This is a genomic window from Marininema mesophilum (assembly GCF_900106775.1).
Lineage (GTDB): Bacteria > Bacillota > Bacilli > Thermoactinomycetales > DSM-45169 > Marininema > Marininema mesophilum.
On the sequence record NZ_FNNQ01000011.1, the window covers coordinates 1 to 26,434 of the forward strand.

At 45.9% G+C, this 26,434-nt stretch carries 26 protein-coding genes; 25 read left to right on the plus strand and 1 reads right to left on the minus strand.

Annotation, left to right across the window (positions count from 1 at the left end; all coding sequences use genetic code 11):
- The 12 genes from BLV90_RS10910 to BLV90_RS10965 form a co-directional block, all read left to right on the plus strand.
- Positions 1–183 (plus strand): zinc ribbon domain-containing protein (locus BLV90_RS10910; RefSeq protein WP_143035045.1); only part of this gene is annotated, 183 nt, incomplete at its 5' end.
- Positions 184–423: 240 nt separating this feature from the next.
- A complete protein-coding gene (gene yfmF, locus BLV90_RS10915; RefSeq protein ID WP_245726330.1) occupies positions 424–1,725 on the plus strand; it encodes an EF-P 5-aminopentanol modification-associated protein YfmF in 1,302 nt (433 codons plus the stop codon).
- On the plus strand, positions 1,712–2,992 hold the full coding sequence (gene yfmH, locus BLV90_RS10920; RefSeq protein WP_091740686.1) for an EF-P 5-aminopentanol modification-associated protein YfmH: 1,281 nt from the start codon (positions 1,712–1,714) through the stop codon (positions 2,990–2,992). Before yfmF ends, yfmH begins: the two co-directional genes overlap by 14 nt.
- 74 nt (positions 2,993–3,066) lie before the next feature.
- The gene (gene ymfI, locus BLV90_RS10925; protein ID WP_177168016.1) at positions 3,067–3,822 is read left to right on the plus strand and encodes an elongation factor P 5-aminopentanone reductase; all 756 of its coding nucleotides are present in this window, start codon (positions 3,067–3,069) and stop codon (positions 3,820–3,822) included.
- A gap of 94 nt (positions 3,823–3,916) precedes the next feature.
- On the plus strand, positions 3,917–4,180 hold the full coding sequence (locus BLV90_RS10930; protein WP_091740692.1) for a DUF3243 domain-containing protein: 264 nt from the start codon (positions 3,917–3,919) through the stop codon (positions 4,178–4,180).
- Between the two features lie 265 nt (positions 4,181–4,445).
- Entirely contained in the window at positions 4,446–5,219 is a 774-nt protein-coding gene (locus BLV90_RS10935) for a DUF3388 domain-containing protein (protein WP_091740694.1), read from the plus strand.
- A gap of 29 nt (positions 5,220–5,248) precedes the next feature.
- Positions 5,249–6,412 carry a helix-turn-helix domain-containing protein gene (locus BLV90_RS10940; RefSeq protein WP_091740697.1) on the plus strand — a complete coding sequence of 388 codons (1,164 nt, stop codon included), beginning with the start codon at positions 5,249–5,251 and terminating at the stop codon, positions 6,410–6,412.
- 31 nt (positions 6,413–6,443) lie between these two features.
- Positions 6,444–7,601, plus strand: a complete 1,158-nt coding sequence (locus BLV90_RS10945; RefSeq protein WP_091740700.1) for a helix-turn-helix domain-containing protein — start codon at positions 6,444–6,446, stop codon at positions 7,599–7,601.
- 103 nt (positions 7,602–7,704) lie between these two features.
- The gene (locus tag BLV90_RS10950) at positions 7,705–8,598 is read left to right on the plus strand and encodes a helix-turn-helix domain-containing protein (protein ID WP_177168017.1); all 894 of its coding nucleotides are present in this window, start codon (positions 7,705–7,707) and stop codon (positions 8,596–8,598) included.
- A 468-nt stretch (positions 8,599–9,066) separates the two neighbouring features.
- Positions 9,067–9,651 carry a CDP-diacylglycerol--glycerol-3-phosphate 3-phosphatidyltransferase gene (pgsA, locus tag BLV90_RS10955; protein WP_091741056.1) on the plus strand — a complete coding sequence of 195 codons (585 nt, stop codon included), beginning with the start codon at positions 9,067–9,069 and terminating at the stop codon, positions 9,649–9,651.
- Between the two features lie 29 nt (positions 9,652–9,680).
- Entirely contained in the window at positions 9,681–10,931 is a 1,251-nt protein-coding gene (locus BLV90_RS10960) for a competence/damage-inducible protein A (protein ID WP_091740706.1), read from the plus strand.
- Positions 10,928–12,511, plus strand: a complete 1,584-nt coding sequence (locus BLV90_RS10965; RefSeq protein WP_091740709.1) for a DEAD/DEAH box helicase — start codon at positions 10,928–10,930, stop codon at positions 12,509–12,511. The genes BLV90_RS10960 and BLV90_RS10965 overlap by 4 nt, the downstream gene beginning before the upstream one ends.
- 173 nt (positions 12,512–12,684) lie before the next feature.
- Here BLV90_RS10965 and BLV90_RS10970 read toward each other — a convergent pair whose 3' ends face one another.
- The gene (locus tag BLV90_RS10970; protein WP_091740712.1) at positions 12,685–12,996 is read right to left on the minus strand and encodes a metal-sulfur cluster assembly factor; all 312 of its coding nucleotides are present in this window, start codon (positions 12,994–12,996) and stop codon (positions 12,685–12,687) included.
- Positions 12,997–13,172: 176 nt separating this feature from the next.
- Between BLV90_RS10970 and recA the strand changes: the two genes are divergently transcribed.
- The 13 genes from recA (at position 13,173) to BLV90_RS11035 (ending at position 26,387) form a co-directional block, all read left to right on the plus strand.
- A complete protein-coding gene (gene recA / locus BLV90_RS10975) occupies positions 13,173–14,261 on the plus strand; it encodes a recombinase RecA (protein WP_091740715.1) in 1,089 nt (362 codons plus the stop codon).
- Between the two features lie 7 nt (positions 14,262–14,268).
- Complete coding sequence (locus tag BLV90_RS10980; protein ID WP_177168018.1) at positions 14,269–14,919, plus strand: RecX family transcriptional regulator; 651 nt, start codon at positions 14,269–14,271, stop codon at positions 14,917–14,919.
- Positions 14,920–14,927: 8 nt separating this feature from the next.
- Positions 14,928–15,923, plus strand: coding sequence for a metallophosphoesterase family protein (locus BLV90_RS10985; RefSeq protein ID WP_091740721.1), 996 nt, complete (start codon positions 14,928–14,930; stop codon positions 15,921–15,923).
- Entirely contained in the window at positions 15,920–17,383 is a 1,464-nt protein-coding gene (locus BLV90_RS10990) for an AAA family ATPase (RefSeq protein ID WP_177168019.1), read from the plus strand. The genes BLV90_RS10985 and BLV90_RS10990 overlap by 4 nt, the downstream gene beginning before the upstream one ends.
- The gene (locus BLV90_RS10995; RefSeq protein ID WP_091740728.1) at positions 17,361–17,612 is read left to right on the plus strand and encodes a hypothetical protein; all 252 of its coding nucleotides are present in this window, start codon (positions 17,361–17,363) and stop codon (positions 17,610–17,612) included. The genes BLV90_RS10990 and BLV90_RS10995 overlap by 23 nt, the downstream gene beginning before the upstream one ends.
- Positions 17,605–18,282 carry an ATPase gene (locus tag BLV90_RS11000; protein WP_091740731.1) on the plus strand — a complete coding sequence of 226 codons (678 nt, stop codon included), beginning with the start codon at positions 17,605–17,607 and terminating at the stop codon, positions 18,280–18,282. Before BLV90_RS10995 ends, BLV90_RS11000 begins: the two co-directional genes overlap by 8 nt.
- 235 nt (positions 18,283–18,517) lie before the next feature.
- On the plus strand, positions 18,518–20,059 hold the full coding sequence (gene rny, locus BLV90_RS11005; RefSeq protein ID WP_245726337.1) for a ribonuclease Y: 1,542 nt from the start codon (positions 18,518–18,520) through the stop codon (positions 20,057–20,059).
- Positions 20,060–20,110: 51 nt separating this feature from the next.
- Complete coding sequence (locus BLV90_RS11010) at positions 20,111–20,902, plus strand: TIGR00282 family metallophosphoesterase (RefSeq protein ID WP_091740736.1); 792 nt, start codon at positions 20,111–20,113, stop codon at positions 20,900–20,902.
- A 211-nt stretch (positions 20,903–21,113) separates the two neighbouring features.
- The gene (locus tag BLV90_RS11015) at positions 21,114–21,374 is read left to right on the plus strand and encodes a stage V sporulation protein S (protein WP_091740738.1); all 261 of its coding nucleotides are present in this window, start codon (positions 21,114–21,116) and stop codon (positions 21,372–21,374) included.
- Positions 21,375–21,461: 87 nt separating this feature from the next.
- Entirely contained in the window at positions 21,462–22,406 is a 945-nt protein-coding gene (locus BLV90_RS11020; protein WP_245726331.1) for a dipeptidase, read from the plus strand.
- 505 nt (positions 22,407–22,911) lie between these two features.
- On the plus strand, positions 22,912–24,672 hold the full coding sequence (locus BLV90_RS11025; protein WP_091740741.1) for a 2-oxoacid:acceptor oxidoreductase subunit alpha: 1,761 nt from the start codon (positions 22,912–22,914) through the stop codon (positions 24,670–24,672).
- Positions 24,659–25,525, plus strand: a complete 867-nt coding sequence (locus tag BLV90_RS11030; RefSeq protein WP_091740743.1) for a 2-oxoacid:ferredoxin oxidoreductase subunit beta — start codon at positions 24,659–24,661, stop codon at positions 25,523–25,525. The genes BLV90_RS11025 and BLV90_RS11030 overlap by 14 nt, the downstream gene beginning before the upstream one ends.
- A gap of 202 nt (positions 25,526–25,727) precedes the next feature.
- A complete protein-coding gene (locus tag BLV90_RS11035) occupies positions 25,728–26,387 on the plus strand; it encodes a hypothetical protein (protein ID WP_091740746.1) in 660 nt (219 codons plus the stop codon).
- Positions 26,388–26,434: the final 47 nt, after the last annotated feature.

The window sequence follows — 26,434 nt, forward strand, 5'->3', positions numbered from 1 at the left end:
AAACAATTTCCTTCTAGTCAGCTATGCTCCGCCTGTGGCTACCGCAATAAGGATGTGAAGAATCTTAACCTGCGAGCATGGACATGCCCTACGTGTCACTCTCACCATGACCGAGACATCAATGCATCCAAGAACATCTTGCAAGAAGGACTTCGTGTACTTGCGGTTGGGCAGACCGTCTAAGCTTGGAATCGATCCTGTCGGTAGATGGGAGCTCCCAAGAATCCCACTGCTTCAGCTGTGGGATTGTCAAGTCATTCAATATAGAGAAATCCGGGAGAAGTAAAGGTCTTAGAGAGATTATCTCTGTGCAACATTTTCTATTGCTTCGGCAATACTATGGACCATAGGCTACTGTGTTCTTTCGGATCCTGGTATCATGGTCTATAATGGAATTATAGACCAATGAAGAGAGGTGTCGATGTGTCTTCTTCTGTCCAATTTGAAACGGTGCAGATGGGCAACTTACGCGTACATATCTGCTCCACTGATAAGTTTAAAACGAATATGATGTCGGCTCTTGTTCAACAGTCGCTATCTGCAGAGACGGTTACTCGTCATGCATTGTTACCTGCGGTTTTACAGCGGGGAACGCGTTCTCATCCGACGACTTTGCAATTACAACGGAAGTTGGATGATCTATATGGGGCGACGTTGTTCGGGGATGTATTTAAACGTGGAGAACGCCATATTATGCAGGTGGGTATGGAGATTCCCAATGAAGCGTACTTGTCCGAAGCAGAATCTCTTCTGGATCAGGGAGCAGCATTTCTTGGTGAAATTTTAACTGCTCCAGCAATAGAAGGGAGTGCGTTTAAAGAAGCTTATGTGAAGGCTGAGAAAAAGAATCTAAAGCAAAAAATTGAAAGTTTGATGGATGACAAGATTCGTTACGCAGCACAGCGTTGCGTATCGGAGATGTGTAGTGATGAACCTTTTAGCCTATTTAATCATGGTCGACTCCAAGATCTTGATTCCATCGATGCCAGTAACCTTTATACATACTACCAAGAGTTAATCCAGACTCGTCCCATTGATCTATATTTTGTAGGAAATCTATCCGTGGATCGAGTCTGTAAGCTGGTGGATAAATTCTTCCCGACAGAGGGACGCCAGCGCAATCGTGTTCAGTCAACAGATGTGAAGCACCCTGTGAGGGAAATAAAAGAAGTAGTGGATCGCCTTGATGTCAAACAAGGGAAGCTGAACATGGGTGCCCGTACACAAATCGCGTTACAAGATCCCGACTATGTGTCTTTAATGATGTACAATGGTATCCTTGGTGGCTTCCCCCATTCCAAACTATTTATCAATGTCCGTGAGAAAAGTAGCTTGGCTTACTATGCAGCCTCTCGCTTAGAGAGTCATAAAGGCATTCTCACTATACAATCAGGGATTGAGATCGATAAGTATCAGCAAGCAGTAGATATCATTAAAGAACAATTTGATATCATGCGTGCAGGCAATATTTCAGATTCGGAGCTTAGCCAAACCAAAGCGATGCTAGTAAACCAATTACGTGAACGGCAGGATCGGTCATACGATTTGATCGATGCACATTACCATAGTGTCTTAAGCGGTGCAGATCGACCATTGGATGGATTGATTCAAGGTGTTAAGCAGGTATCAAAGGATGATGTGGTTCAGGTAGCACAAAAGATCCAGATCGACACCATCTACTTCTTGCGGGACAAGAAAGGGGGAGCCCAGGATGGAACGCATTGAACATCAGCAGTTAGAAGAGACGCTTTACCATGAACAATTGCCGAATGGGCTTCAAGTATATTTGTTGCCAAAGCCTAACTTCAATAAAACCTATGCTACCTTTACTACGAAGTACGGCTCTATTGACAATCACTTTCAAAAACCAGGGGAAGAGGAAATACGCGTTCCTGATGGAATTGCCCACTTTCTTGAACATAAGATGTTTGAGGAAAAAGATGGGGATGTGTTCGCCAAATTCTCCAACCAGGGTGCTTCTGCCAATGCTTTTACCAGCTTTGAGCGAACAGCCTACCTCTTTTCTTGTACAGAGAAAGTAGAGGAGAACCTCACCACCTTGATCAATTTTGTGCAAAGTCCGTACTTTACTAAGGAAACAGTAGAAAAAGAAAAAGGAATCATCGGGCAAGAGATCCAAATGTACGATGATAATCCAGATTGGCGTTCCTATTTTGGTTTGATTGAAGCGATGTATCATCAGCACCCCGTCAAAATTGATATTGCAGGAACAGTGGAATCCATTGCTGAAATTACAAAGGATACGCTCTACACCTGCTATGAAACTTTTTATCATCCTAGCAATATGCTCCTCTTTGTTGTTGGGCCAATTGATCAAGAAGCGATAATCCAGCTCATTCGAGAAAACCAAGCTAGTAAAGATTATGGGAAACAAGGGGAAATAAAGCGCTTTTACCCTAAGGAACCGGTTCCTGTATCGGAAAAGAAAAAAGAGATTCAACTATCGGTTGGAATTCCGAAGTGTCTCTTTGGATTTAAGGAACAGAAGGTTGGACTTTCTGGTAAAGCTCTGGCTAAGCAGGAGCTAGCAACAGAATTAATGTTAGAGGCTCTATTTGGTCAGGGGTCTGATTTGTACCAATCACTCTATGATGATGGGCTGATCGATGATAATTTTAGTTATGATTATAGCTTGGAGCAGGGTTACGGCTTCTCTGTGATTGGTGGAGATACAGCAGATCCAGAGGCGCTACTTGCGCGAATTCAAAAAGAAATTCCGCCATTAGTTGAAAAAGGGATTCCAATGGATGTGATAGAGCGCATCCGTAAAAAGAAACTAGGGGGCTATTTACGCTCTTTCAACTCCCCTGAGTGGATGGCCAATCAATTTACCCGCTACCGCTTCAATGAAATGGATCTTTTTCAGCTAGTCCCGGTCCTGGAGGAATTGTCCGCTGGAGAAGTGAACAATCGCTTGCGGGAACATATTAACTGGGATTACTTCTCGATCTCTATTGTCCGCCCCCATTAACAAGGGGTTCTTCTAAGAAAAATCATGCTAAGCGCCCCTGGGAGGGCGCATTTTCTTTAAAGGTGGAAAAAAGAGTGAACAAGTGGTTACAAGGACAGACAGCTCTTGTTTCTGGAGGGAGCCGTGGTATTGGGGCAGCTATTACCTTGGAGTTAGCAAAAGCCGGGGCTGATGTGGCTATCAATTATTTTCAGAGTTTTGATCAAGCCACTCAGGTAGCTGAAGAGTGTCGACGCGAAGGTGTGAGCGCTCAAGTATATCCCGCCAATATAGGTTCTCGCAATGAGGTAAAGGAGATGTTCCGCCAGGTGGAAAAAGACCTAGGGGAACCAAATCTTCTTATCCATAGCGCAGGTGTAACAGGCAAAAGCCTACTCTTTCAAGATGTGATGGAGGAAGAGTATGACCTCTTGTTCGATACACACGTTCGCGGGGCAACACACCTTATTCAAGGAGTGCTGCCTGGAATGATTCGAAACCGTTTTGGGCGCATTATTCTCATTTCGTCCATCTGGGGGGAGTCAGGAGGAGCAGGAGAGGTGTTGTATTCAGCGGCTAAGGGTGCAATAAATGGCATGACTCGAGCCCTTGCGAAGGAATTAGCTCCTTCAGGGATCACCGTGAATGCAATCGCCCCTGGTGCGATTGAAACGGATATGCTTACACGGCAGGTGACGAAAGAGGAACTTAATGAAATAGAAGAATCGATTCCCATAGGCAGAGTGGGTCAGCCGAGGGAAATAGCTACTTTAGCGGCTCACCTCTGTAACATGGAAAGCGCTTATTTAACAGGGCAGATCCTTCACATAAATGGGGGATGGTATCCCTAAATATAGATAACTTCATTGTTGTTTTGCATAAGTGGTAAAGCGGTAGCCCATATTACCAAATGAGGATATCTATTTATCACTAGGAGGGTATTACATGTCTGTTCTAAACGACTTTGATGGTTGGAAAAACTTCTTAAGTGAACGTGTCAATCAAGCCCAATCGATAGGTATGGATCAAGATTCTATTAGCAACGTAGCTTATGAGCTCGGAGATTATCTTTCACAGGGTATTGATCCGAAAAACAATGAAGAACGGCTTTTGAAAGAATTATGGGATTGTGCGGATGAACAGGAACAACGTACGATGGCTAGTTTGATGGTGAAAATGGTTTCAGATGGGAAAAACATTAATCCATGATTTTTACAGATCTATCGCCGACAGAAAGCTCTGAATCTCAATATAGTAACGCATGAGCGGTGCTCACTCCGTCGGTAAAACCACTCTTTTATGTTTTAAGAGAGTGGTTTTCTTGTGAGAGAACTTGAGTAGACATTTTTTTGAACGCGATTTTCTTGCTATGCGGGTTGCTTTATGGACAACATGTGATATACTTTAAACGAATTTGTATGGTCTTCCAGTTATCGGACCCTTCAATAGGGCGTTATTTGAAAGGTGTGTTGAGATGGGCGGCCACGATTGGTACTTGGAATACCAAATCCATAGAAATCGGCCGGGACTTCTTGGCGATATCGCCTCCCTTTTGGGGATGTTGTCAATCAATATCCTCACAATTAACGGGGTTGAGAATAAGCGGCGCGGGATGCTACTTAATACGGATGATAGGGAGAAGATCCATGCCCTAAAACACATTTTGAATCGTGTGGATAATATCACTGTTACTGCGATACGTCCTCCTACTCTGATGGATCGCATGGCGGTTCGGCATGGTCGATACTTAGATCGATGTTTAGAGGATAAACGGACATATCGCTTCACCAGGGAAGAACTTGGGTTATTGGTCGATTTTATGGCGAAATTGTTCCAAAAAGAGGGGAACCAATTAATTGGAGTTCGCGGGATGCCGCGTGTCGGGAAAACTGAATCCATCGTAGCTTCTAGTGTATGCGCTAACAAAAGATGGATATTTCTCTCCTCAACTCTCCTCCGCCAAACGGTTCGTAAACAACTGGCGGAGGATGAGATGACCATCAATAATGTTTACATCATCGATGGTATTGTCTCCACGTTACGGTCGACTGAGCGTCATCATATGTTGGTCCAGGAGATCATGCGGATGGAGGCGACCAAAGTGGTGGAACATCCTGATATTTTCGTCAGAGAAACCGAGTATTCACTGGATGACTTTGATTATATTATAGAATTACGTAACGAACCGGACGAAGTAATCTCTTATGAAGTACTTGATTCGGACATGGCCGTTTTTGATATACGGTGACCCGAAATGTTACTCAGGAGGTGTCGTGGATGCTAGGAATTGGTTCGCAGTTAAAGAAAACTAGACAGTCCAAAGGTTACTCGCTAGAACAGGTGCAAGAAAGTACAAAGATTCACATGGAGTATCTGCGTGCTCTGGAAAATGATCAGTTTGACACATTGCCTAGTCCTTTTTATGTGCGGGCTTTTCTTCGTACTTATGCCCACAGTTTGGGTTTAGATGCCCAACCACTTTTAGATTATTATGAAGGGTCGGCTATGTCATCCAGAATCCCCCGTCGTGGTGTTCAACCAAAGGGTCGATCCGTACAAGGGGGAACTCCTTCTGGACAAGCTCCCCGGGAGTTTCGTCCCCAACCACGCCTAGGTCGTAACTACGCTCCTCGTTCACAAAGAATGTCTTCACCTCAGATGGAAGGCCAGACGCAAAATTTCCGTCATGCTCAACAACAGCCAGGCGCAGGTCGACAACCTACAACTGGAAGCTTTCGTGCAGCGTCTATGGATAACCAACCCACACAACCTTCGCAATCTTCACAAAGGATTCCATCCGTCTCTCAAACTTCTCAACCTGTTAGACAGCAATCAACTAGTCCTGTCCCTGCTGTCAGCCAAACAACGATGGTGCCTCGTCGAGTACAACAGGAAGTAAAGCGAGGAATTGTGCAAGGAGATGGTGACCCAAAAAAGAAAAATAAGGGTCGAAAAACCTGGATGGTTCGTGTAGCGGCTGTAGGAGCATTGCTCTTAGTAACAGTTGGGGCATTAGCTGTTTTCAATGATGTACTGGGTGGTACGGGGGCGTCCAGTGAAAAAGCTGGAAAAAAGAACGATGCAGCTACGGCTTCCAGTTCTACAGCGAATGCAAAAACCCCAGAAACAACCACTTTGAGTAAGGTGGAAACTGGTAATGATGTCGAGGGTGATCTTTATACCTTAAAGGGTGCTAAAAAGATCGAAGTCGAAATAAAAGCTGTTGAAGGGGAAAGTAGTCTCACCTACGGAACACAAGCCAACAATCAAAAGGAGAACTTTACTCTAAAAGTCGGGGAGAAGCGCTCGATTGATGGTGACAAATTCATCTGGTTCCGTCTCTTTAAACCTTCTAATACAGAAATCAAAGTGAATGGTGAGGAAATTGATACCACAGCTCAGGATGTACCCAAAAGCTACCGCATTAAATTGAAGAAATAAAGGTATTCACTAACTTTTGGAGGTGGGCCGTTTGTCCGCTGAAATCGGTCACCGCCTCAGGCAAGCCAGAGAGTCTGAAGGGATGGGTCTGCTGGAGGTTGAACAGAAAACCGGGATTCCACAGACACACCTTATGGCAATGGAAGCTGGTGACTTCAGCAAATTTTCCAGTCCCTATTATGCACGAGTTTCTCTACGAACGTATGCGATTGTCATGGGACTAGATTCACGAAGTATTCTAAACCTATACCGACAATCGTATCGGGCGGATGGAACATTTATCGGTGGTGGAGTAGATTCTTTAAACCCTTCTGACTTGACGCCCTTGTCTGATTGGCTACAAGCTGAAGAACGTAGGAGCCTTTCTACCAGACGTGCTGAACAGGAGGGTTCTACGGATCTCTTCACTGATCACATACAGAGTACTCTTCCCCCTCGTCGTGATCCTCGCTTTTCAGGACAAGCTGTTGAAGAAGTGGAAGGATCTACACTGGGAGAGACGCCTTCTTCCTTTAGTCGTTTGGAGTTGCCACGTAGTGTGAGCTTGCCTGCGGACCTGCCTGATCCTAATGAATTAGGACTCTCGGGTACAATAGAGAGTGCAGCTTCCAAGGAAGATAATCTACCTACTGAGGTAGAAGGAAAAGAGAGTCAATCGGAGAGTGGACGTTACTTTGCAAAGCAGGCAAAAAAGAAGTCCTCATCTCTCGGTACCTGGTATACAAGATTTTTAATTGCTTGGGCGATATTATTGATTCCCGCAGCTATTTTCGTTGCATTTCAAGTCTATGGAGATGATCCACCTCCGAAACAGCCACAAAAAAGAGCAGCGAAGGATCAGCAGAAAAAAACTGCTTCTAACCCAAAAGAGTCAAAGCCTATTTTGAATCCTGTTGATGTCGGTAAAGGTAACTTGGATCAATATGAACTAAGTAATGCCGATAAAATTGATTTGAAACTAAAGGCGAAGGGAGAATGCTGGATTCAGGTAAGTGGACAAGAGGTTGGCGATCAATTAAAAGAAAAGGTGTTGAAGAAAGGGGAGGTCTTCTCATTTTCTTATAAAAAGGGGAATGAGTTATGGCTAAAGCTAGGTCGGCCAAAAGATGTTGAGATGACGGTGAATGGGTTAAGTGTTAAAACCTCGTACGATAAAGAAAGAAAATTTCGCGTAACCCTTCTTCAATGAGTGCTTCCGCTTTTTCATGCGGAAGCCTTTTCACTAAGAAGGGTTGGATCGTTCATCACGTTTCAATAAGGATGCGACGGACACCAAGAGGAGGATGAACCCAATGCCGATGCCGACGGATCAACTTCGGTTGCGCAGGGAACAGGTAGGTTTGACATTGGAAGATATTCAACAACGAACCCGCATCCGTGTGGATTACTTACAGGCAATAGAAAAGGGGGATTTCTCGGTTTTACCAGGCAAATTTGCTGTACGAAGAACGGTTGAAGTTTATAGTAAAGAGCTTGGAGTTGATCCCGTTCCGCTATTAAAGCATTTGGATAAGGGCGAACCAACAACAACGTCTTCTTCCTCAGCACTTGTACCTGTGTCAAATGCGATCTCTGAAAGTTCACTTCCCAAAAGAAGTCGGAAGGCTGGAGTGAGTAATGGAGAAGAGAAGAATCTTTCAGAGAATATCGGAAGGGGCAGGAGTAGTAGAAGTACGGGGAGAAGGGGTGGTAAAAGAAAAATCTCCTTCATTCTAATTGCACTGATCAGTTTGGTCGTTATTGTTCCGGGTATAGTTTTCTTGGTGTCTGTTTCAGGAGATAAAGCGACAACTTCTCGTGAGAAAAAGCCAAGTAAGGATACAACTACAACATCCCAGTCTAAATCCTCACCCATTCGTGGCGACTCATCCGTAGTGAAATTAGTCAAACCATCGGAAACATATAAGTATGGGGATCTATTTGCAGTATCTAAAGCGGATCAGGTAAATGTTGTCCTCAAAGCAAAGAAGGAGACCACCTTCACTTATCGACAGGGTGGACCAACAAAAAAGGTTGTTGAGAAAGGGAAGATCAAAGCTGGAGAGAAGAAGAGTTTTCAACATAAGGAATGGGTTTCTCTTAAGGTGGGTACTCCGGCATCTGTACAGTTGATGGTAAATGGTCATCTAATTGATACTACAAGTGATTCAAAGGATCATTCGTATCAATTTCAACGAAAATCTTAATGGAGCAGGCGAGGCTTTTTGATTGTGCTGAAGGCCCCGCCTGCTTTGACATTGGGGAAGCGCGTATATTATACTTACGGAAGAATTGCGAGAATGGGGGCGTGAAAACGTTGGATCGAGCCCTTTTCTGTGAAGGGCTTGTTTTGCCGATTTCCCCTTCCCCATCTGCCCTAAATTCGGCGGAGGAGTGTTGATAAGGGCTTAAGTATTAAGCAGGGAATACATATTCCGCCTGCCGGAAACACTCTATACGGGCAGTGACCGTTCCCATTAACGCATCTTCCGATGGCGTATCGGATGGTTGATAATCCGGTGACTATCATTAGCTGTTGGAATGATCCTATACCGTCATTGACGGAACATGTAATTGCGTTGAAGGATAGCCAGAGCTTTGGAGGGATGAGGCCGGGGCGGTTGATGATCGAACAACGTCGCGTAGGCGACCTCGCGGGGGGAGGTTCGCAAAAGGTGAATCTAGCCAATAAAATCACCTTAGCCCGGATATTTCTTGTTCCGGTGTTGATGATCTTTTTGTTGGTCAAGTATGATCTAGGCCAATTCCGTTTAGGTGCGGGGAGCATTACTGTTAGTGAGATCATCGCGACGTTAATTTTTATTATCGCAGCGATCACTGATGGTTTAGATGGCTACATTGCACGGAAGCGGAAATTAGTAACGAATTTAGGAAAGTTTTTAGATCCTTTGGCGGATAAGATGTTGATTTCAGCTGCTTTAATTTCATTGGTAGAAATGCAACGGTTAGATGCATGGATTGCTGTGGTGATCATCAGTCGGGAATTTGCAGTGACGGGCTTGCGATTGGTGGCGGCAGTGGAAGGACAAGTGATTGACGCAAGTCCCTTGGGTAAGCTGAAAACGATTATTCAGATTATTGCCGTTGCTGCATTGATACTGAACAACTTTCCGTTTTCCTCTGTTGCTTTCCCCTTTTCAGAGATCTTGATCTGGTTAGCTGTTATCATTACAGTGGTTTCTGGAGTGGATTACTTTGTAAAGAATAAACGGGTGATCCGCTTTTCAAAACCTCGGTAAATTGTGGTCGAAGGAAAGGACGTCGTTAGATGCGTGCAGAATTAGTGGCCGTTGGGACGGAGATTCTTCTTGGCCAAATTGTAGATACGCATTCCGCTTATCTGTCTAGGGAATTGTCGAAACTGGGGATCGGTGTATATTACCATACTTCTGTAGGGGATAATTGGAGCCGATTAAAAGAACTAGTCGAGCAGGCAACCAGTCGTTCGGACTTGGTGATTCTCTCAGGAGGGTTAGGTCCTACTGAGGATGACTTAACGAAAGAAGTAGTTGCTGAGGTACTTGGACTTGAACTGATCGAGCATACTCTATCTAAGGAATTTATAGAGGCTTCATTTACTGAACGAGGGATGTCTGTCCCTCCATCTAATTATAAACAGGCACTCGTTTTTCCAAATGGAAGAGTCTTGGCTAATCCGAATGGAACGGCCCCTGGTGTCGCTGTGACCCAAAGTGACACAACGTTTATATTGCTTCCAGGTCCACCGACGGAACTCTACCCTATGTTTATGAATGAAGCTCGTCCATTTTTGGAAGAGATCAGTTCGGGGGAGACAGTAACCTCCCATGTCTTACGTTTTTATGGAATTGGTGAATCCCATCTGGTCGCACAGATGGAGGATCTTATTCGTGATCAGACGAACCCAACGATTGCTCCTCTGGCTAAAGAAGGAGAAGTAACCCTTCGTCTAACGGCAAAAGCGGCCACCGAAGAGGAAGCACGTAAATTGATCTCTCCGGTGAAGAAGAAGGTCCTTACGATTGCTGGACGTTTTCTCTATGGAGAAGATGAGGATACCTTGGAGATTTCTCTTGTAAAGAGATTGACGAAGGTAGGCAAGACAGTCGCTTTTGCAGAGAGTTGTACGGGTGGATTATTGGCGGAAATGGTTACCTCTGTCTCAGGTGCGAGCACGGTGCTTGAGGGAGGAGTGGTTTCATACAGTGCAACAGCAAAGCAAGAACTGGCAGGGGTACCAGGTGAACTTTTAGATGAGCATGGTACAGTAAGTATGGAAACAGCTTTAGCTATGGCCGATGGAATCCGGAAGCGATTGGATACGGACTATGCACTCAGTACGACAGGGGTCGCAGGTCCTGATCCTGTAGAAGGAAAACCTGTCGGTCTCGTTTACATTGGACTGGCTGAGCGGGGATACCCTCCCCGTGCCTACCGTCTTGATCTAGGTGGATCTCGTGAGAAGATCCAGATTCGGGCGGCGAAACACGCGCTTTTTACACTACTGGAACGTTCAAAGAAAGGTGAAGCAACACAATGACGCAATTTGATTCTTTTCAATTGGATCCGCTTATTTTAAAAGGAGTTCGTGAGATGGGCTTTGAAGAGCCCTCTCCGATTCAGGAAGAATGTATCCCAGCTGTCCTTCGCGGCGAAGACGTGATTGGTCAAGCGCAGACAGGTACTGGTAAAACCGCTGCTTTTGGTATCCCACTTCTTGACCATGTGGATACTAGTCGCCGACAAGTGCAGGCGGTGGCCTTGGCACCTACCCGGGAGTTGGCTATCCAAGTCTCGGAAGAGTTACGCAAGATTGGCCGCTCCAAAAGAGTCAGCACGCTCCCGATTTATGGTGGTCAATCCATCGGTCGGCAAATTAAAGCTTTGAAGCAAGGCGTCCATGTGGTGATTGGGACTCCTGGACGGATGTTGGATCATCTGCGTAGAGGCACCTTGAATCTGGATGAAGTAGAGATTTTCGTGTTGGATGAAGCCGATGAGATGCTAGATATGGGTTTTATCGACGATATTGAAGCAGTGATGAAATTTTTACCTGAGCATCGTCAATTGCTTCTGTTCTCTGCTACCATGCCACCAGGGATTCGTCGCCTTGCACAAAAGTATATGAATAGACCGAAATACATCACTGTGAGCCGGGGAGAAGTGACTGCCCCTGTGATTGAACAGGTCTACTATAAAATCCTCGAAAACGGGAAGCTTGAATCTCTCTGTCGTATTTTGGACAGCGAAGATGTGGCGCAAGGAATTGTCTTTTGTCGAACGAAAAAGGGAGTAGATGATCTTTCTGAAGCCCTGCAGGCCCGTGGATACCTGTCAGGTGGGCTTCATGGAGATTTGGCTCAACAGCAACGGGATCGTGTGATGAACGCCTTCCGTCACGGGGATATCGAGTTGCTTGTGGCGACTGATGTAGCAGCACGTGGGATTGATGTGGGGACAATTTCCCATGTAATCAACTATGATATTCCCCAGGATGCAGAGAGCTATGTTCACCGAATCGGTCGTACTGGTCGGGCAGGACGTACAGGCCTTGCTTTGACGCTGGTTACTCCCCGGGAGATGAAACAGCTTCGTTCTATCGAACAAGAGATCCATGGTCACTTAACTCCCCGGGAATTACCTACCTTAGAAGAGGTGGCTGAACGACAACAAAAAGTGTTGATCGAACAGTTGGAGGAGACCCTAAATACCTCTGAGGCAATGCCGCTCTTTGAAGAAATGGTGAAGGATTTAACCGAGGATCATGATCCGACTAAAGTAGCAATCGCTGCACTTCACCTTGCTTTTGCAGACCGTTTTACTGCAGGGCATGATGCAGTTTACGACTTTGGTGAAACAGGTGCTTCCCCAGGAATGGTGCGCTTTTTCATCAATGTGGGTCGCAATGCGGACATCAAGCCAAAAGAGTTGGTCAAAGCAATCGCTGAACAAGCAGGAATTAATGCAAAGAATGTGGGTCGGATCAATATCTATGATCGCTTCTCCTTTGTGGAAGTACCCGAGGAGGCTGCACCCTTCGTCTTTGAAGCACTACGCCAGACCAAAATCAATGGAGCTCGGGTAAATTTAGAACCCGCTCGTCCGCGCAACCGTTCCTAATCATACCCAAAAATCCTGCTAGTGGGATGGAATACCTCTTAGAGTAGGCAGAGGATAACTCCTGTGACTAAACTACTTTGAAGGGGTATTTTTTATGGTGAATCCCCACTTTATTCATAAAAGAACCAAGCTCTGGTTATAATCAGAGCTTGGTTTAATAAGAAGTTAATATCTTAGTGGATACCGAGAGCCATCTTGGCATAGCGAGACATCTTCTCTTTGGACCAAGGGGGATTCCAGACAACATCCACCTCTACCTCTTTAACACCGTCGACAGAGAGAACTGCCGTGGTGACTAATTCGTTGATCATTCCTGCTAGGGGGCAGCCCATTGCGGTGAGAGTCATGGTTACTTTGGCTTTTCCTTCGTCATCCAGATCAACGCCATAGACGAGACCAAGGTTGACAATATCGATATGAAGCTCTGGATCTTCTACTGTTTCCAAGGCTTCCATGATTTCTTCCTTCATTTGTTCTTTGTCCATTGCTATCTACTCCTTTCAGCTGAATCTGGTTCTATTATACTTGAATGTTTAGGAAAACGAAAAGGCCTCCATGTTGATCAAAAAAAGCGAATAAATGTTCGCAAATGATCTTGGCACGAATGGAAAAAGGATGTATGATGAAGATATCTACTGGACTTTGAAGGAGTGGGTTATGGATGTCGGATCGCCGTCAGGCTTTGGATATGGCTTTAAGACAGATAGAAAAGCAGTTTGGTAAGGGCTCGATCATGAAAATGGGAGAATCGAGTATCCGCCAAATCGAAACAGTCTCCTCTGGGGCACTCGCCTTGGATATTGCCCTTGGTGTGGGAGGACTCCCTCGTGGACGTGTCGTTGAGGTGTATGGTCCTGAATCTTCTGGTAAAACGACAGTAGCTCTCCATGCCATCGCTGAATCCCAGCGAAGTGGTGGCCAGGCAGCGTTTATTGATGCAGAACATGCTCTGGACCCCGTTTATGCACGGAAACTTGGGGTAAATGTAGATGAGTTACTTCTCTCCCAGCCGGATACAGGGGAACAAGCACTAGAGATCGCTGAAGCTTTGGTGAGAAGTGGTGCAGTGGATATCATCGTCGTTGACTCCGTTGCGGCATTGGTACCAAAGGCGGAAATTGAAGGGGAAATGGGAGACTCCCATGTAGGCCTTCAAGCTCGTCTGATGTCTCAAGCCTTGCGGAAGCTCTCCGGGGCTATCAGCAAGTCCAATACGATTGCGATCTTTATCAACCAGATCCGCGAAAAAGTAGGGGTAATGTTTGGTAATCCAGAAACGACTCCGGGTGGCCGTGCCCTTAAATTTTATTCGAGTGTTCGTTTAGAGGTTCGTCGTGCGGAAACGATTAAACAAGGCAATGATATGGTTGGAAACCGCGCACGGATCAAGGTAGTGAAAAATAAAGTAGCCCCTCCTTTCAAACAGGCGGAAGTGGATATCATGTATGGAGAGGGAATTTCCCGCGAAGGTAGTATTTTAGATATAGGTAGTGATTTAGATATCGTTAATAAATCAGGAGCTTGGTACTCCTTCGATGGAGATCGTTTAGGACAAGGACGGGAAAACTCCAAGCAATTTTTGAAGGAAAATGGAAAAATCGCGCTCCAGATTGAAAACCGGATTCGTGAACATTTTGATCTTGGTGTTATCACTACTCCTGATGGCGAAGTTGCTTCAAAGGATAAGGATGGAAAGGCAACGAAAGCGACTGAGGATTCAAAAGGCATCCAAGGAGACAAAGGCGAGTGAGCGGTACATGGAAGAATCCGGCGTAATCACGCGAATTGAACGACAAAAAAGCGGAGCGCCTCGTTATAACATCCATATCGATGGTACTTATCGTTTTGCTGTCCACGAGGACGTTTTGGTTAAATGGTCATTATCCAAAGGAATGATCGTGGATACTGAAAAGATGGAGTCCATTCTCCAAGAAGAGGAGCGTAACAAGGTTCGGCAGACAGCTTTTCGCTATGTGGGATATAAACCTCGTACTCTTCAAGAAACGAAACGGTTTCTTAGTGGGAAAGGGTTTGCCGAGGAATATGTCATACAAGTCGTTGCGGATATGGAGACAAAGGGATACCTGGATGACCGGCTTTTTGCTGGCAACTGGGTAGAAGAGCGACGCCGTACCAAAGGGTACGGCGTTGCCGTGCTTCGGCAGGAATTGCTACGAAAAGGGATTTCTCCTACCTGTGTGGAAGAGGCAGTAAGTAGGATCGAAGAGGAAGACGAGGTTGCGATCGCAAGGACTACAGCAGAAAAACGATATCGGCGATTGGCGGATCAGCCATGGCAGGTGGTAGAGAGGCGTTTAGGGCAGTATTTGATACGTCGTGGCTTTAGCTCATCCTTGGTTCGTCGATTACTGGCGGATTTCCGGAAGCGACATCAAGAGGGGGAGTGATCGCAAGGATGTTACGTTTATTATATGTGACGGATACACATATCCGCGGTACTACCCCGCGCAGTCGGTTGGATGATTTTGTAGCGACTCTCCGGGTGAAAATGGAGGAAGTAGTAGATATAGCGCATAAGGAAGGCGTAGATGTGGTGCTCCATGGGGGGGATCTCTTTGATCGTCCGGATATCTCCCCAGCTGTGGTGCGTGATTTTGCCCGTATTTTGCGGCGTTTTGAAGTGCCGATTTATACGATTGCAGGAAATCATGATATCTATGGACAAAATCCAGAGACCGTGGATAGATCAATGCTAGGCTTGCTCGACGCTTTTGGTACCGTGAACCTGTTACGTGGTGGAGAGAAGGCGAAGTTTAGAAAAGAAGGGATGACTCTCCAGTTTACAGGACAACCCTTCCACTATGAACTGGATAAAAGGGATGCATTGGTGGATTATGCGGTATCCAAGGATGATGGAGTTGATTTTGCCATTCATATGGTGCATGGGATGGTTGTGGAACGGGCTCTTCCTGATGGAGTTCCACACACCATGGTTCACGATCTGTGGGGAGGAGAAGCAGATGTTCTCCTCACAGGTCATTACCACGCAGGTTTTCCTTTGCAAGAAAAGGAAGGGCGTTACATTGTGAATCCTGGTGCCTTGGCACGGATTAATAACCATCCTTCTGAGATTCGTCGAATCCCCCAGATTGCATTACTGGAGTTTGACCATGAAGTTCGAGTGAAGTTTCGTAGGCTTCGGTCCGCTTCACTAGGAGAGGCTGTACTGGATCGCTCTTATCTAGAGCAGGCTGCTTATCGAGAAGAGAAGATGGTTTCATTTGTCCAGGAAGTTCAGGCCGCTGGGGAATTCAAAGGTATTGGGGCCCTGGATATCGTAGAAGAGATTGCCCGGATGGAAGGGATTGACGATGAGGTGAAGTTTGAGGCACTGCGCCGGATTGCTGTGGTCCAAGAACGATTGGGTTCAGAAGGGGAGTGGGGGGATTGAAAGGCTTTGCTAGTTTGCTCATCGAAAATTTTCAATCCCATGAACGAACCGAGGTGGACTTCTCTTCCGGATTAAATGTTTTCGTTGGACCATCCGATAGTGGTAAAAGCGCAATCCTTCGTGCTTTACGTTGGTTGTTGTACAATCAACCAAAAGGGAAGGATTACATCCGGGTAGGAAAAGAACGTTGCCGCGTTACCTTGACACTGATGGATGGTACGAAAATTTGCCGTGAGCGTTCTGCCTCGATCAATCGATACACCATCAATCGTCCAGGGGAAGAGGAGATGGTTTTTGAGGGGTTTGGTGGACAAGTTCCCTTGGAAGTGATGGAAGCCCATGGGATGCATCCTTTAAAGTTGGATACGGATTGGCACATGCCTGCTCAATTTGGCACGCAATTGGAGGCTCCCTTTCTCCTTTCGGAAACCGGCGGTGTAAAAGCGAAGTCAATTGGGAGAATATCCGGAGCTCATCTGATCGATATCGCTCTTCAGGGAACGGTAAAAGATATGAGGAGCCTATCTTCTGAAATGAAACATGATCTTGAAGAATCGAACCGTTTGCAGGAATCCCTCAAAACCTATGACGAATTACCGAATCAATTAGAGCGGTTGGAACAAGCAGAACAAAGTCTCCAACAAGCGGAGATTCTACGTAAACGTTTGGAACGCTTAGAAACTGCCCGCCGCGCATTACAGGGTTGCCGTGAGAAAATGGCAACAGAGCGGTTGCGATTGGAGAAGTTAATCCATCTGCCGTCAATAGAAGAAAAGGTAATGGAGCTTACACAGGATCATTTGCGTAGACAAAAAATGGAGCGCATCGCTCATCGTTATCAGCGCACTTCAGCAGAAATCATTGGTTGGCGTCAGGTATTGATTGATACAAAAAACTGTGATTCATTAGAAAGAGGGTTGTGGCAATTAGAAGAGGTAGTTAAACAAAAAAATCGCCTCGAACAGGTTTACAAGCGAAAAAAGAACCACCGAATGGAAGAGAAGCGTGTTCGGAACTGGTTGCGCCAAACGGAATCCCTTCAGGGAGTCGATCTTACAGACTTCGAAGGGAAAGAACATCGACGTACCCATTTAGTACGCATTCTACCACGTCTTCGCCAGGTACAAGAGGAGAAGAGGCAACTGCGAGAGCGTCTTCGTCAAACTAAGTCGCTACCGGAGTCGGAAACGATAGAGTTGATAGAACTCCAGGAGCGACTACAATCCCTTTATCAGAGAGCAAAGGATCTCCAGGATCGCCGGAAACGGATCCTCCATGGATTTGAGTATAAGGCAAAGCAGGAGATAGAAATCAAGAAATATATCGAAGGCTTATCGGGGGTATTGACAGCATTGGGGCGCTGCCCTACCTGTGGTTCAGATATCGATGGATCAGTAGTAGAACATATAGTAGAGGAGTATCAAGGAGGGAAGCGCGGTGCAACAAGAGGAGCGAATTAAAGAAATTAAGGTGCGATTAGAAGAAGCAAAGAATCTCCGTTATAAAGCCGAGGTACGCCTAGAGGATTTGGAGCGTCAGGAGCAGGAGATATTACAGGAATTGAAGGAACTTGGTGTGGAGCCTGAACATCTTGAAGAGGAGATTCAAAAACTCCAGCAAGAAATCTCCCGAAAAATTGAAGAGGCCTGGGCGATGTTGCCCCAGGAGTTGATGCAAAATAATGGGTAAGGGACAAGATTTAGCAATACTGGAGGAGCACTTAGCTCGAGCTCGGGAGGAGGCTTGGGTGCGTAGAGCGAAACGGGATGAGCTTACACGGCTTTTAGAGGAAGTAGAAAAACGCCTCGCTGAGCAAACGAAGAGACGGGACGTATATGATAAAGTTCGTGTGCTTCTCCAGCAATCGGCTGAACATGCTCGTTCCCAGGCAAAAGCTCAGATGGAGACATTGGTCACCAATGCCCTCCAATATGTCTTTGGCTCCCTTTTTCGCTTTGAGATCGAATTGATGGAGCATGGAGGGAAACCGATCGCTGAGTTTTACGTAATTACGGACTGGGAGGGGACACCAGTAAAAACCAAGCCTCAAGAGGCTCGAGGAGGAGGTATTGTCGATATCACCTCCCTTGCTCTGCGGGTTGCCTTGATCGAAACCTTCCGTCCACTTCCGGCAGGTCCGTTGATTTTGGATGAGCCTGGAAAACATGTGAGCCAGGAGTACATCTTACCGATGCTCGAATTTCTAAAATCCACAGGTGAGATGTTTGGTCGTCAGATAATATTAGTGACCCATGATCCCCATTTGACAGAGGGAGCAGATCAGGCTTTTGAAGTGCGGATCAAAGGCGGTGCATCAACTGTGCGCCCCCTCCGCTTGCTTGACAATGGGACAGGGTAAATAATACAATTAGTTTGCAACTGATGAACCCTTAAATAAGGATTTTTAAGGTTGATACCGTTGTTTATTTGTTAGAAATGACATCTGTTTTGCCCGGTTAAGGGTCTGAAAGCTTTTGTTAGGGTGACCTAACTTTACCTTCGTTTGCCCATTGATTTACATGCGTGGACCTCAGATAGACCGAAATGCTCGGTCTTGTTTTATACATGGAGAAGGGAGGAGGTGGGTAGATATAATTGAGTATGTTGTGTGGCCTCTCCTGTTTCTCCTCGGTGGGATCGTTGGTACCTATGTTGGTTACCGTATGCGTCAGGTAACAACAGAAGGTCGTATTGGCGGTGCTGAGTTAGAGGCGGAGCAGATTATCGATAAAGCGCAGCGCGACGCAGAGACATTAAAACGAGAGCAGGTATTGGAAGCGCGGGACGAAGCGCATCGATTGCGGACAGAGGCGGAAAAAGAGCTTCGTGAACAGCGCAATGACCTGACACGTTTGGAACGTCGGTTGATGCAAAAGGAAGAAACTCTTGATCGAAAACAAGAGTCTCAGGAAAAACGCGAAGAGACGGTTAGCCGTAAAGAAAACAAAGTACAAGAACGAGAGCGGCGAATCGATGAGTTATATCAAGAGCAAGCGGCTGAGTTGGAGCGTTTGTCAGGTTTGACATCGGAGGAAGCAAGGCAGTTGATCCTCTCACGTGTGGAACAGGAAATGCGGCATGAGACCGCTCAAATGATCAAGGAGATGGAGAATCAAGCTCTGGAAGAAGCAGATAAACGGGGCCGGAGTATCCTTTCCCTTGCGATTCAGCGGTGTGCTGCGGATCACGTAGCAGAGACAACCGTGTCTGTTGTAACTCTTCCCAATGATGAGATGAAAGGGCGAATTATCGGTCGTGAAGGCCGTAATATCCGTGCTTTGGAGACGTTGACGGGAATCGATTTAATCATCGATGATACCCCGGAGGCGGTTATCCTCTCCGGTTTTGATCCAATCCGGCGTGAAGTGGCCCGTGTTGCTTTAGAAAAACTGGTGGCTGATGGACGGATCCATCCAGCCCGGATTGAAGAGATGGTGGAGAAATCCCGCAAGGAAGTAGATGAGCGGATTCGAGAATACGGAGAACAGGCTACTTTTGAGACGGGTGTACATGGACTCCATCCAGATTTGATCAAAGTTCTTGGCCGACTCCGCTTCCGGACGAGCTACGGACAAAATGTCTTGAAGCATTCGATGGAAGTGGCACATCTAACAGGCCTTCTCGCAGCCGAATTGGGCGAAGATGTTCATTTGGCAAAACGGGCTGGTTTGTTGCATGATATTGGGAAAGCGATTGACCATGAAGTAGAAGGTTCGCATGTAGAAATCGGGGTTGAACTGGGCAAAAAGTATAATGAGCATCCTGTTGTCATTAACGGGATTGCTTCACACCATGGTGATGTAGAAGCGACGAGTGTCATCGCCGTTTTGGTTGGTGCTGCTGATGCCTTATCAGCAGCACGGCCAGGAGCACGCCGTGAGACTCTGGAAGCCTATATCAAACGTCTGGAGAAGCTTGAAGAGATCTGTGAGTCCTTTGATGGGGTAGAAAAATCCTATGCCATCCAAGCCGGGCGTGAAGTTCGTATCATGGTACGTCCAGATGAAATCAATGATAGTGAGTCGGTACGTCTATCACGTGAAATTAAAAAGCAGATAGAAAACCAGCTAGATTACCCTGGACATATCAAAGTGACCGTTATTCGTGAAACACGAGCGGTTGAATATGCAAAATAAAAGTGGCTGCCGCCACTTTTATTTTTTCTAAAGGGTCTGGAGGCGTTATGCATGCGTGTATTAATGATTGGCGATATCATGGGAGAGGTTGGCCGATCTGCACTCTCTACATACTTACCCCGCCTAAAACGTACCCATCAGCCAGATGCCATTATCGTAAATGGTGAAAATGCGGCGGATGATGGACGTGGTATCACTCGTGGAATTGCACGGGAGTTTTTTGGTGCCGGGATCGATGGAATCACCCTGGGGAATCACACCTGGGATAAGCGGGAGATCTTTGATTTTATTGATGATGAGCCGCGTATGATACGGCCCGCCAATTATCCAGAAGGAGCTCCAGGAGCTAGCGTAGCGAAGCTCTCCCTCTCTCGGGGGGAACTGACAGTGATCAGCCTCATGGGCCGAACTTTTTTAGCTAACTTGGACTGTCCTTTCCGTAAGGCCGATGAGATCCTAAAATCCCTGGGAAAAACGGGTCCCATTCTGGTCGATTTTCACGCAGAAACCACTTCAGAGAAGCAAGCTCTATCATGGTATCTTGACGGTCGGGTGTCTGCTGTAATTGGGACTCACACTCATGTACAGACCGCTGATGAACGAATATTACCGGGTGGAACGGCTTTTTTAAGTGATGTGGGAATGACGGGTCCCTATGATTCTGTATTGGGGATGGAGAGAGAAATCGTCATCAAACGCTTTCTAACCCAGCTACCTGTCCGGTTTGAAGTGGCAGAAGGGCGCGTCCAATTAAATGGAGTACTGCTGGACTTTGACTCCTCAGGGAAAGCTCGAGGGATTAAACGGATTCGAATTGATGATGATCAGCCTTGGTTCGAATAATTTTCTATCTGTATTCCCTCTTTTTGAGGATTAATCATGTGAGACAGGTGGTAATGAATAAGTATCGACGTTGTTATTTATCCCCAATATAGAGAAAAAACCTTGGGGGAAAAGAGGTTCGTGTAATCAGCTTGGATTAGCAGGAATTTATAAAAGATTGCCGAATATATTACAAGTGGATACAGTCCAAACCATCGAGGAGGTAGCTGACATGGACATATTAAAAGTTTCAGCAAAGTCGAACCCGAACTCCGTCGCTGGTGCACTGGCAGGTGTCCTGCGCGAACGAGGACATGCAGAGATCCAAGCGATAGGTGCAGGTGCACTTAACCAATCTGTGAAGGCAGTAGCGATTGCAAGAGGGTTTGTCGCACCTAGCGGAATGGATCTCATTTGTATCCCCGCATTTACGGATATTGTCATCGATGGTGAGGAACGTACGGCCATCAAACTGATTGTGGAGCCTCGCTAGGTAAAAATATGAGCTAAAGACCTGTTTATTATTGTATAGACAGGTCTTCTTTTGCATATAGAAAATCAGAGAGAGGATGGAAACCTTGTGAAATGGATCGATGGCCATTGTGATGTTTTATATAAAATGTATATGGATCCACAAAATCATTCTTTTATGAGTGAACAGAGCTGGTTAGATGTTACATGGCCTCGAATCAAGCAGTCGAAAGTGGGCTTACAAGTATTTGCGATTTATGTTCCACAACGTGTTCCAAGGCACGGTACCTGGGATGTGGCACTTAAACAGGTAGATTATTTTTATGAACGGGTTATCGGGGAAAGGGGTCCACTCTTTCATGTTCAAAATCGGGACGATCTCATCCAGCTTCGCCAAGGGCGTCCAAGTGCGCTACTTGCTATAGAGGGGGTAGATTCCCTTCAAGGGGAACTTGCATATTTGCGTCTTCTGTATCGCCTTGGGTTAAGGCAAGTAGGGCTTACTTGGAATTATGCTAATGAGGCGGCGGACGGCATCTTAGAAGAGCGGGATGGGGGGCTAACGACCTTCGGTTGGCAACTTGTGAAGGAAATGGAGCGATTAGGCCTTATTTTGGACGTTTCTCACCTTTCTGTACGGGGATTTTGGGAGGTGGTTCAGCAGGTTAGAACTCCTGTGATCGCCTCCCATTCAAACTGTCGGGCCCTTTGTTCCCATGTACGAAATTTGGCAGATGATCAAATCAGAGCATTGATACAACGTCAGGGCCTGATGGGCATCACCTTTGTTCCTCAGTTTGTCCATACCGATCCAAAACAGGCGAGCATCGATGATCTACTAGGCCATGTGGAGCATGTATGCTCCCTTGGTGGAGAAGGCATTCTTACCTTTGGTTCGGATTTTGATGGAATTGAAAATAAAATTCCTTACTTAGAGCATGCAGGACATTGGGATCATTGGTGGAATGCATTGTTGAAGCATTATCCAGAATCATTGGTGTATAGATGGTCAGCTGGAAATGCCCTTCAATTTTATGAACGATCTCTTCCGTAGCCCTGTGTGGATGGATCGATCGCCAAAAAGTGAAAGGAGTATGTTTAATTCAAAGAAAATCGGATGGAATTTAATGAATAATTGTAACCGTTATCATTCTCTTTGGATGATTTCTTTTTGGAGAGGTTAAATCTGCATTAATCCCATTCATAGCAAGGATTTTACCCGATTTTTAAAGGATAGAAAGAGCATACAACAAGAGATGAATAAAAAGGGATCATCGGGAAACTTTCCCTGATATACTCGTGTATCCGGTTGATTTTTGCAGCCAAGGGGTCTAGAATTGAAGTCGAAAAAGGGATTAAAGAACATCATCCTGCAATAGACCTCCCCGAAAAGGGGAGAGGAGCCCCTGGTAGTGGTTAGTCGTTAGCAACTTTTCAAGCTATTGACAGAGATGCCGGAATAGTTCGGATCATTTTGCAAAGAAGGTGTGTTCCCACCCTTCGCGGATCCATCTATTGTTTTCAAGTCGCAGGGTAGATACAAAGGAGATGAATGGAACTTGATCAAGCAGCTTTCGTGGAAAGTGGGCGGCCAACAGGGAGAAGGGATTGATAGTACCGGGGAAATATTCTCCACTGCGTTGAATCGATTGGGGTACCATCTGTATGGATATCGACATTTTTCTTCCCGAATTAAGGGGGGGCATTCTAACACAAAGATCCGGATCAGTACGCAACCAGTGGGGGCGGTTTCAGATGATCTCGATGTTTTGGTGGCGTTTGATCAAGAAACCATCGATCTAAATGCCCATGAATTACACGACAAGGGAGTCATCCTAGCGGACGAAAAGTTTAATCCGAAGGTTCCCGATGATATCTCAGCACGATTGTTCTCTGTGCCTTTTATTAAGATCGCTCAGGAAGTCGGTTTGGCTCAAATGAAAAATATGGTGGCTGTTGGAGCTTCAAGTTCATTACTCGGCTTGCCACTCGAAGCCTTCCAAAGCGTGATCGAAGAGAAGTTTTCTCGTAAAGGTCAGCAAGTGGTAGAAAAAAATATGCAAGCGATCAAAGAAGGGGCAGACTTCATTCTCAAAGAGACTGGTGAACCCCTCGCAGAGTTGACGCTAGAGCCTTCCGATGGAAAGAAGCGGCTATATATGATCGGTAACGATGCCATCGCTCTAGGGGCCGTTGCGGCTGGAGTTCGCCTCATGGCAGCTTACCCGATTACTCCTTCTTCGGAAATTATGGAATATCTTATTAAGACACTACCGAAGTTTGGTGGAACTGTTGTACAGACAGAGGATGAGATGGCTGCTATTTCGATGGTGATCGGTGCTAACTATGGTGGGATAAGATCATTGACAGCTTCTGCGGGACCTGGACTTTCCTTGATGACAGAGGCCATTGGACTGGCTGGGATGACGGAGACTCCTGCGGTGATTGTCGATACTCAACGTGGAGGCCCCTCTACCGGACTGCCAACCAAACAGGAACAATCGGATCTGAATGCGATGATTTATAGCACTCATGGTGAAATTCCTAAGATCGTAATTGCACCTAGTACCGTTGAAGAATGTTTTTATGATACGATTCAGGCATTTAACCTTGCCGATAAATACCAATGTCCGGTTATCATCGTCTCTGACTTAGCGCTTTCCCTAGGAAAGCAATCAGTAGAGCCCCTAGATTACAACCGAATTCAGATTGACCGTGGACGTTTGATTACAGAAGCAGATGGGTTAAAAGAGTTGGCCAACTCTGAACTCTTTAAACGATATGAACTAACTGAGGATGGGATCTCGCAACGAGTCATCCCTGGTGTGAAAAATGGACTTCACCATGTAACCGGTGTTGAACATGACCAAGTAGGTCGTCCTTCTGAGAATCCCCTGAATCGTAAGCAGATGATGGAGAAACGCTTGCAAAAATTAGCAGGGCCCATCGATTTTCAAGACCCGGTATTTATCGATGCGAAACATGAAGAGGCAGATCTATTGATTGTTGGTATTAATTCGACCCGAGGAGTCATTCAAGAAGGGATGGAGCGTCTGGAGAAGGATGGAATCAAAGTGAACCACCTTCATATCCGGCAAGTACTACCCTTCCCAACGGAGCAGGTAGAGCCTTTAGTTGCTAAGGCGAAGAAGGTGATAGTCGTTGAAAATAACGCGACAGGACAGCTAACAAATCAGCTGAGGTTGCATGTGGGCATGTTGGAGAAGATCAAACATGTCGGTAAGTATGATGGCAACCCATTCCTACCTGCTGAAATCTACCACGAATGCAAGGAGCTGTTTGCCCATGGCCACGTTTAAAGATTTTCGCAATAAAGTAAAACCAAACTGGTGCCCTGGTTGTGGGGACTTCTCCGTTTTGGCAGCGATGCAACGAGCCTTTGCTAATCTAGGCAATGAGCCTGAAGATGTTGCCATTGTTTCTGGTATTGGTTGCTCAGGCCGGATTTCTGGCTATACCAATGCCTACGGATTCCATGGAATCCATGGAAGAGCCTTGCCGATCGCCCAGGGGCTTAAATTGGCCAATCGCGATTTGACTGTGGTAGCGGCTGGAGGCGATGGGGATGGATTTGCTATTGGTATGAGCCACACTATCCACGCGATCCGACGCAACGTAGATATCACGTATATTGTGATGGACAATCAGGTATATGGCTTGACTAAGGGGCAGACTTCTCCACGGAGTGAGATGGGCTTTAAGACCAAGAGTACACCAAAAGGTTCCATTGAAGCGACGATTGCTCCCCTAGAGATGGCTTTAACTGCAGGTGCAGGATTTGTGGCACAAGCATTTTCCAGTGATCTTAAGCAGATGACCCATTTGATCGAAGAAGGGTTGAAGCATAAAGGATTCTCCTTGATCAATGTCTACAGTCCCTGTGTTACCTACAATAAGATCAATACCTATGATTGGTTTAAAGAGAGTTTGATCAGCCTGGATGATGTCGAAGGTTATGACCCAACCAATCGCATGATGGCGATGCAGAAGCTGATGGAAAGTCAAGGACTAGTGACTGGCTTGATCTATCAGAATAAAGAACGGCAATCCTATGAAGATTTGATCGCTGGCTTCGAGGAGACTCCCCTTGTCAAACAAGATATGAAGATTTCCCAAGCAAATTTTGATGAATTGGTAGCAGAATTCGCTTAAAAATAAGCTAAAATGAATTAGAAATAGGGCTGATCTATGGGAGGGAACCATCTTCTCCTGTAGGACAGCCCTATTTCCGATAATTGGATAGTCCATTTCATATCACTTTCTTTGATGTTTGTAAAATTATGTTATACTGATAGCAACCGTTTGGCCATAGATTAGCGAGGCGCGGGTATCCGTCAGCAAAGGAGGTAAAGCCGTGCCGAAGAAATTGTTTAATTTTAACAGTGAAGATAGTAAGAGAATGATGGGGGAAGCGAAGCGGCTCATAGGTAAAGGAATCCAGACAGGAAAAAGTGAACTTACAAAGGCAATCCAGAATATAAAAGAGAAACGGGCACAGCGGGAACGAGAACTCGCCTATACTGAGGACTATGAAGCGGAGTTTCGCTATAAGGATGATGAGATAGACTGCTCGATGTTGATTTCTGCTGAGGAAGCTAATATTTATAGTAAAGCCAGGCGAAAGTTCAAGGAAGTACAACAGGTTCAGTCCGATCCTCGCGTACACAAGCAGTGGGAGGCTAAAAAGTACTTAAGCTTACATGATCATTTTAGTGAAAAGATTGAAGAGTACTTTCCCAAACGAAATGATGACCCCATTGCTTTGCACCGTGTTATCCGTTATTGTGAACGCCAGATTGAGTTTGCGCCTGTTGCACGAAAGGCATATGAAATGGATCCATATCAATACGGTTTACCTGCCCATCCAGGCTATAATCATTTGATCTTGCTCTATGAAGAAGTAAGCGAATGGACTGATGCCCTCCGCCTTGCTAAGGAAGCACGTACAGAAGGTTGGAAAGGGGATTGGGATGTGCGTATCCGTAATCTAGAAGATGAGATTCGTAAACGATAAAAAAACGGACAGCCTGGGCTGCTCGTTTTTTTATGTGCCCATCCCCT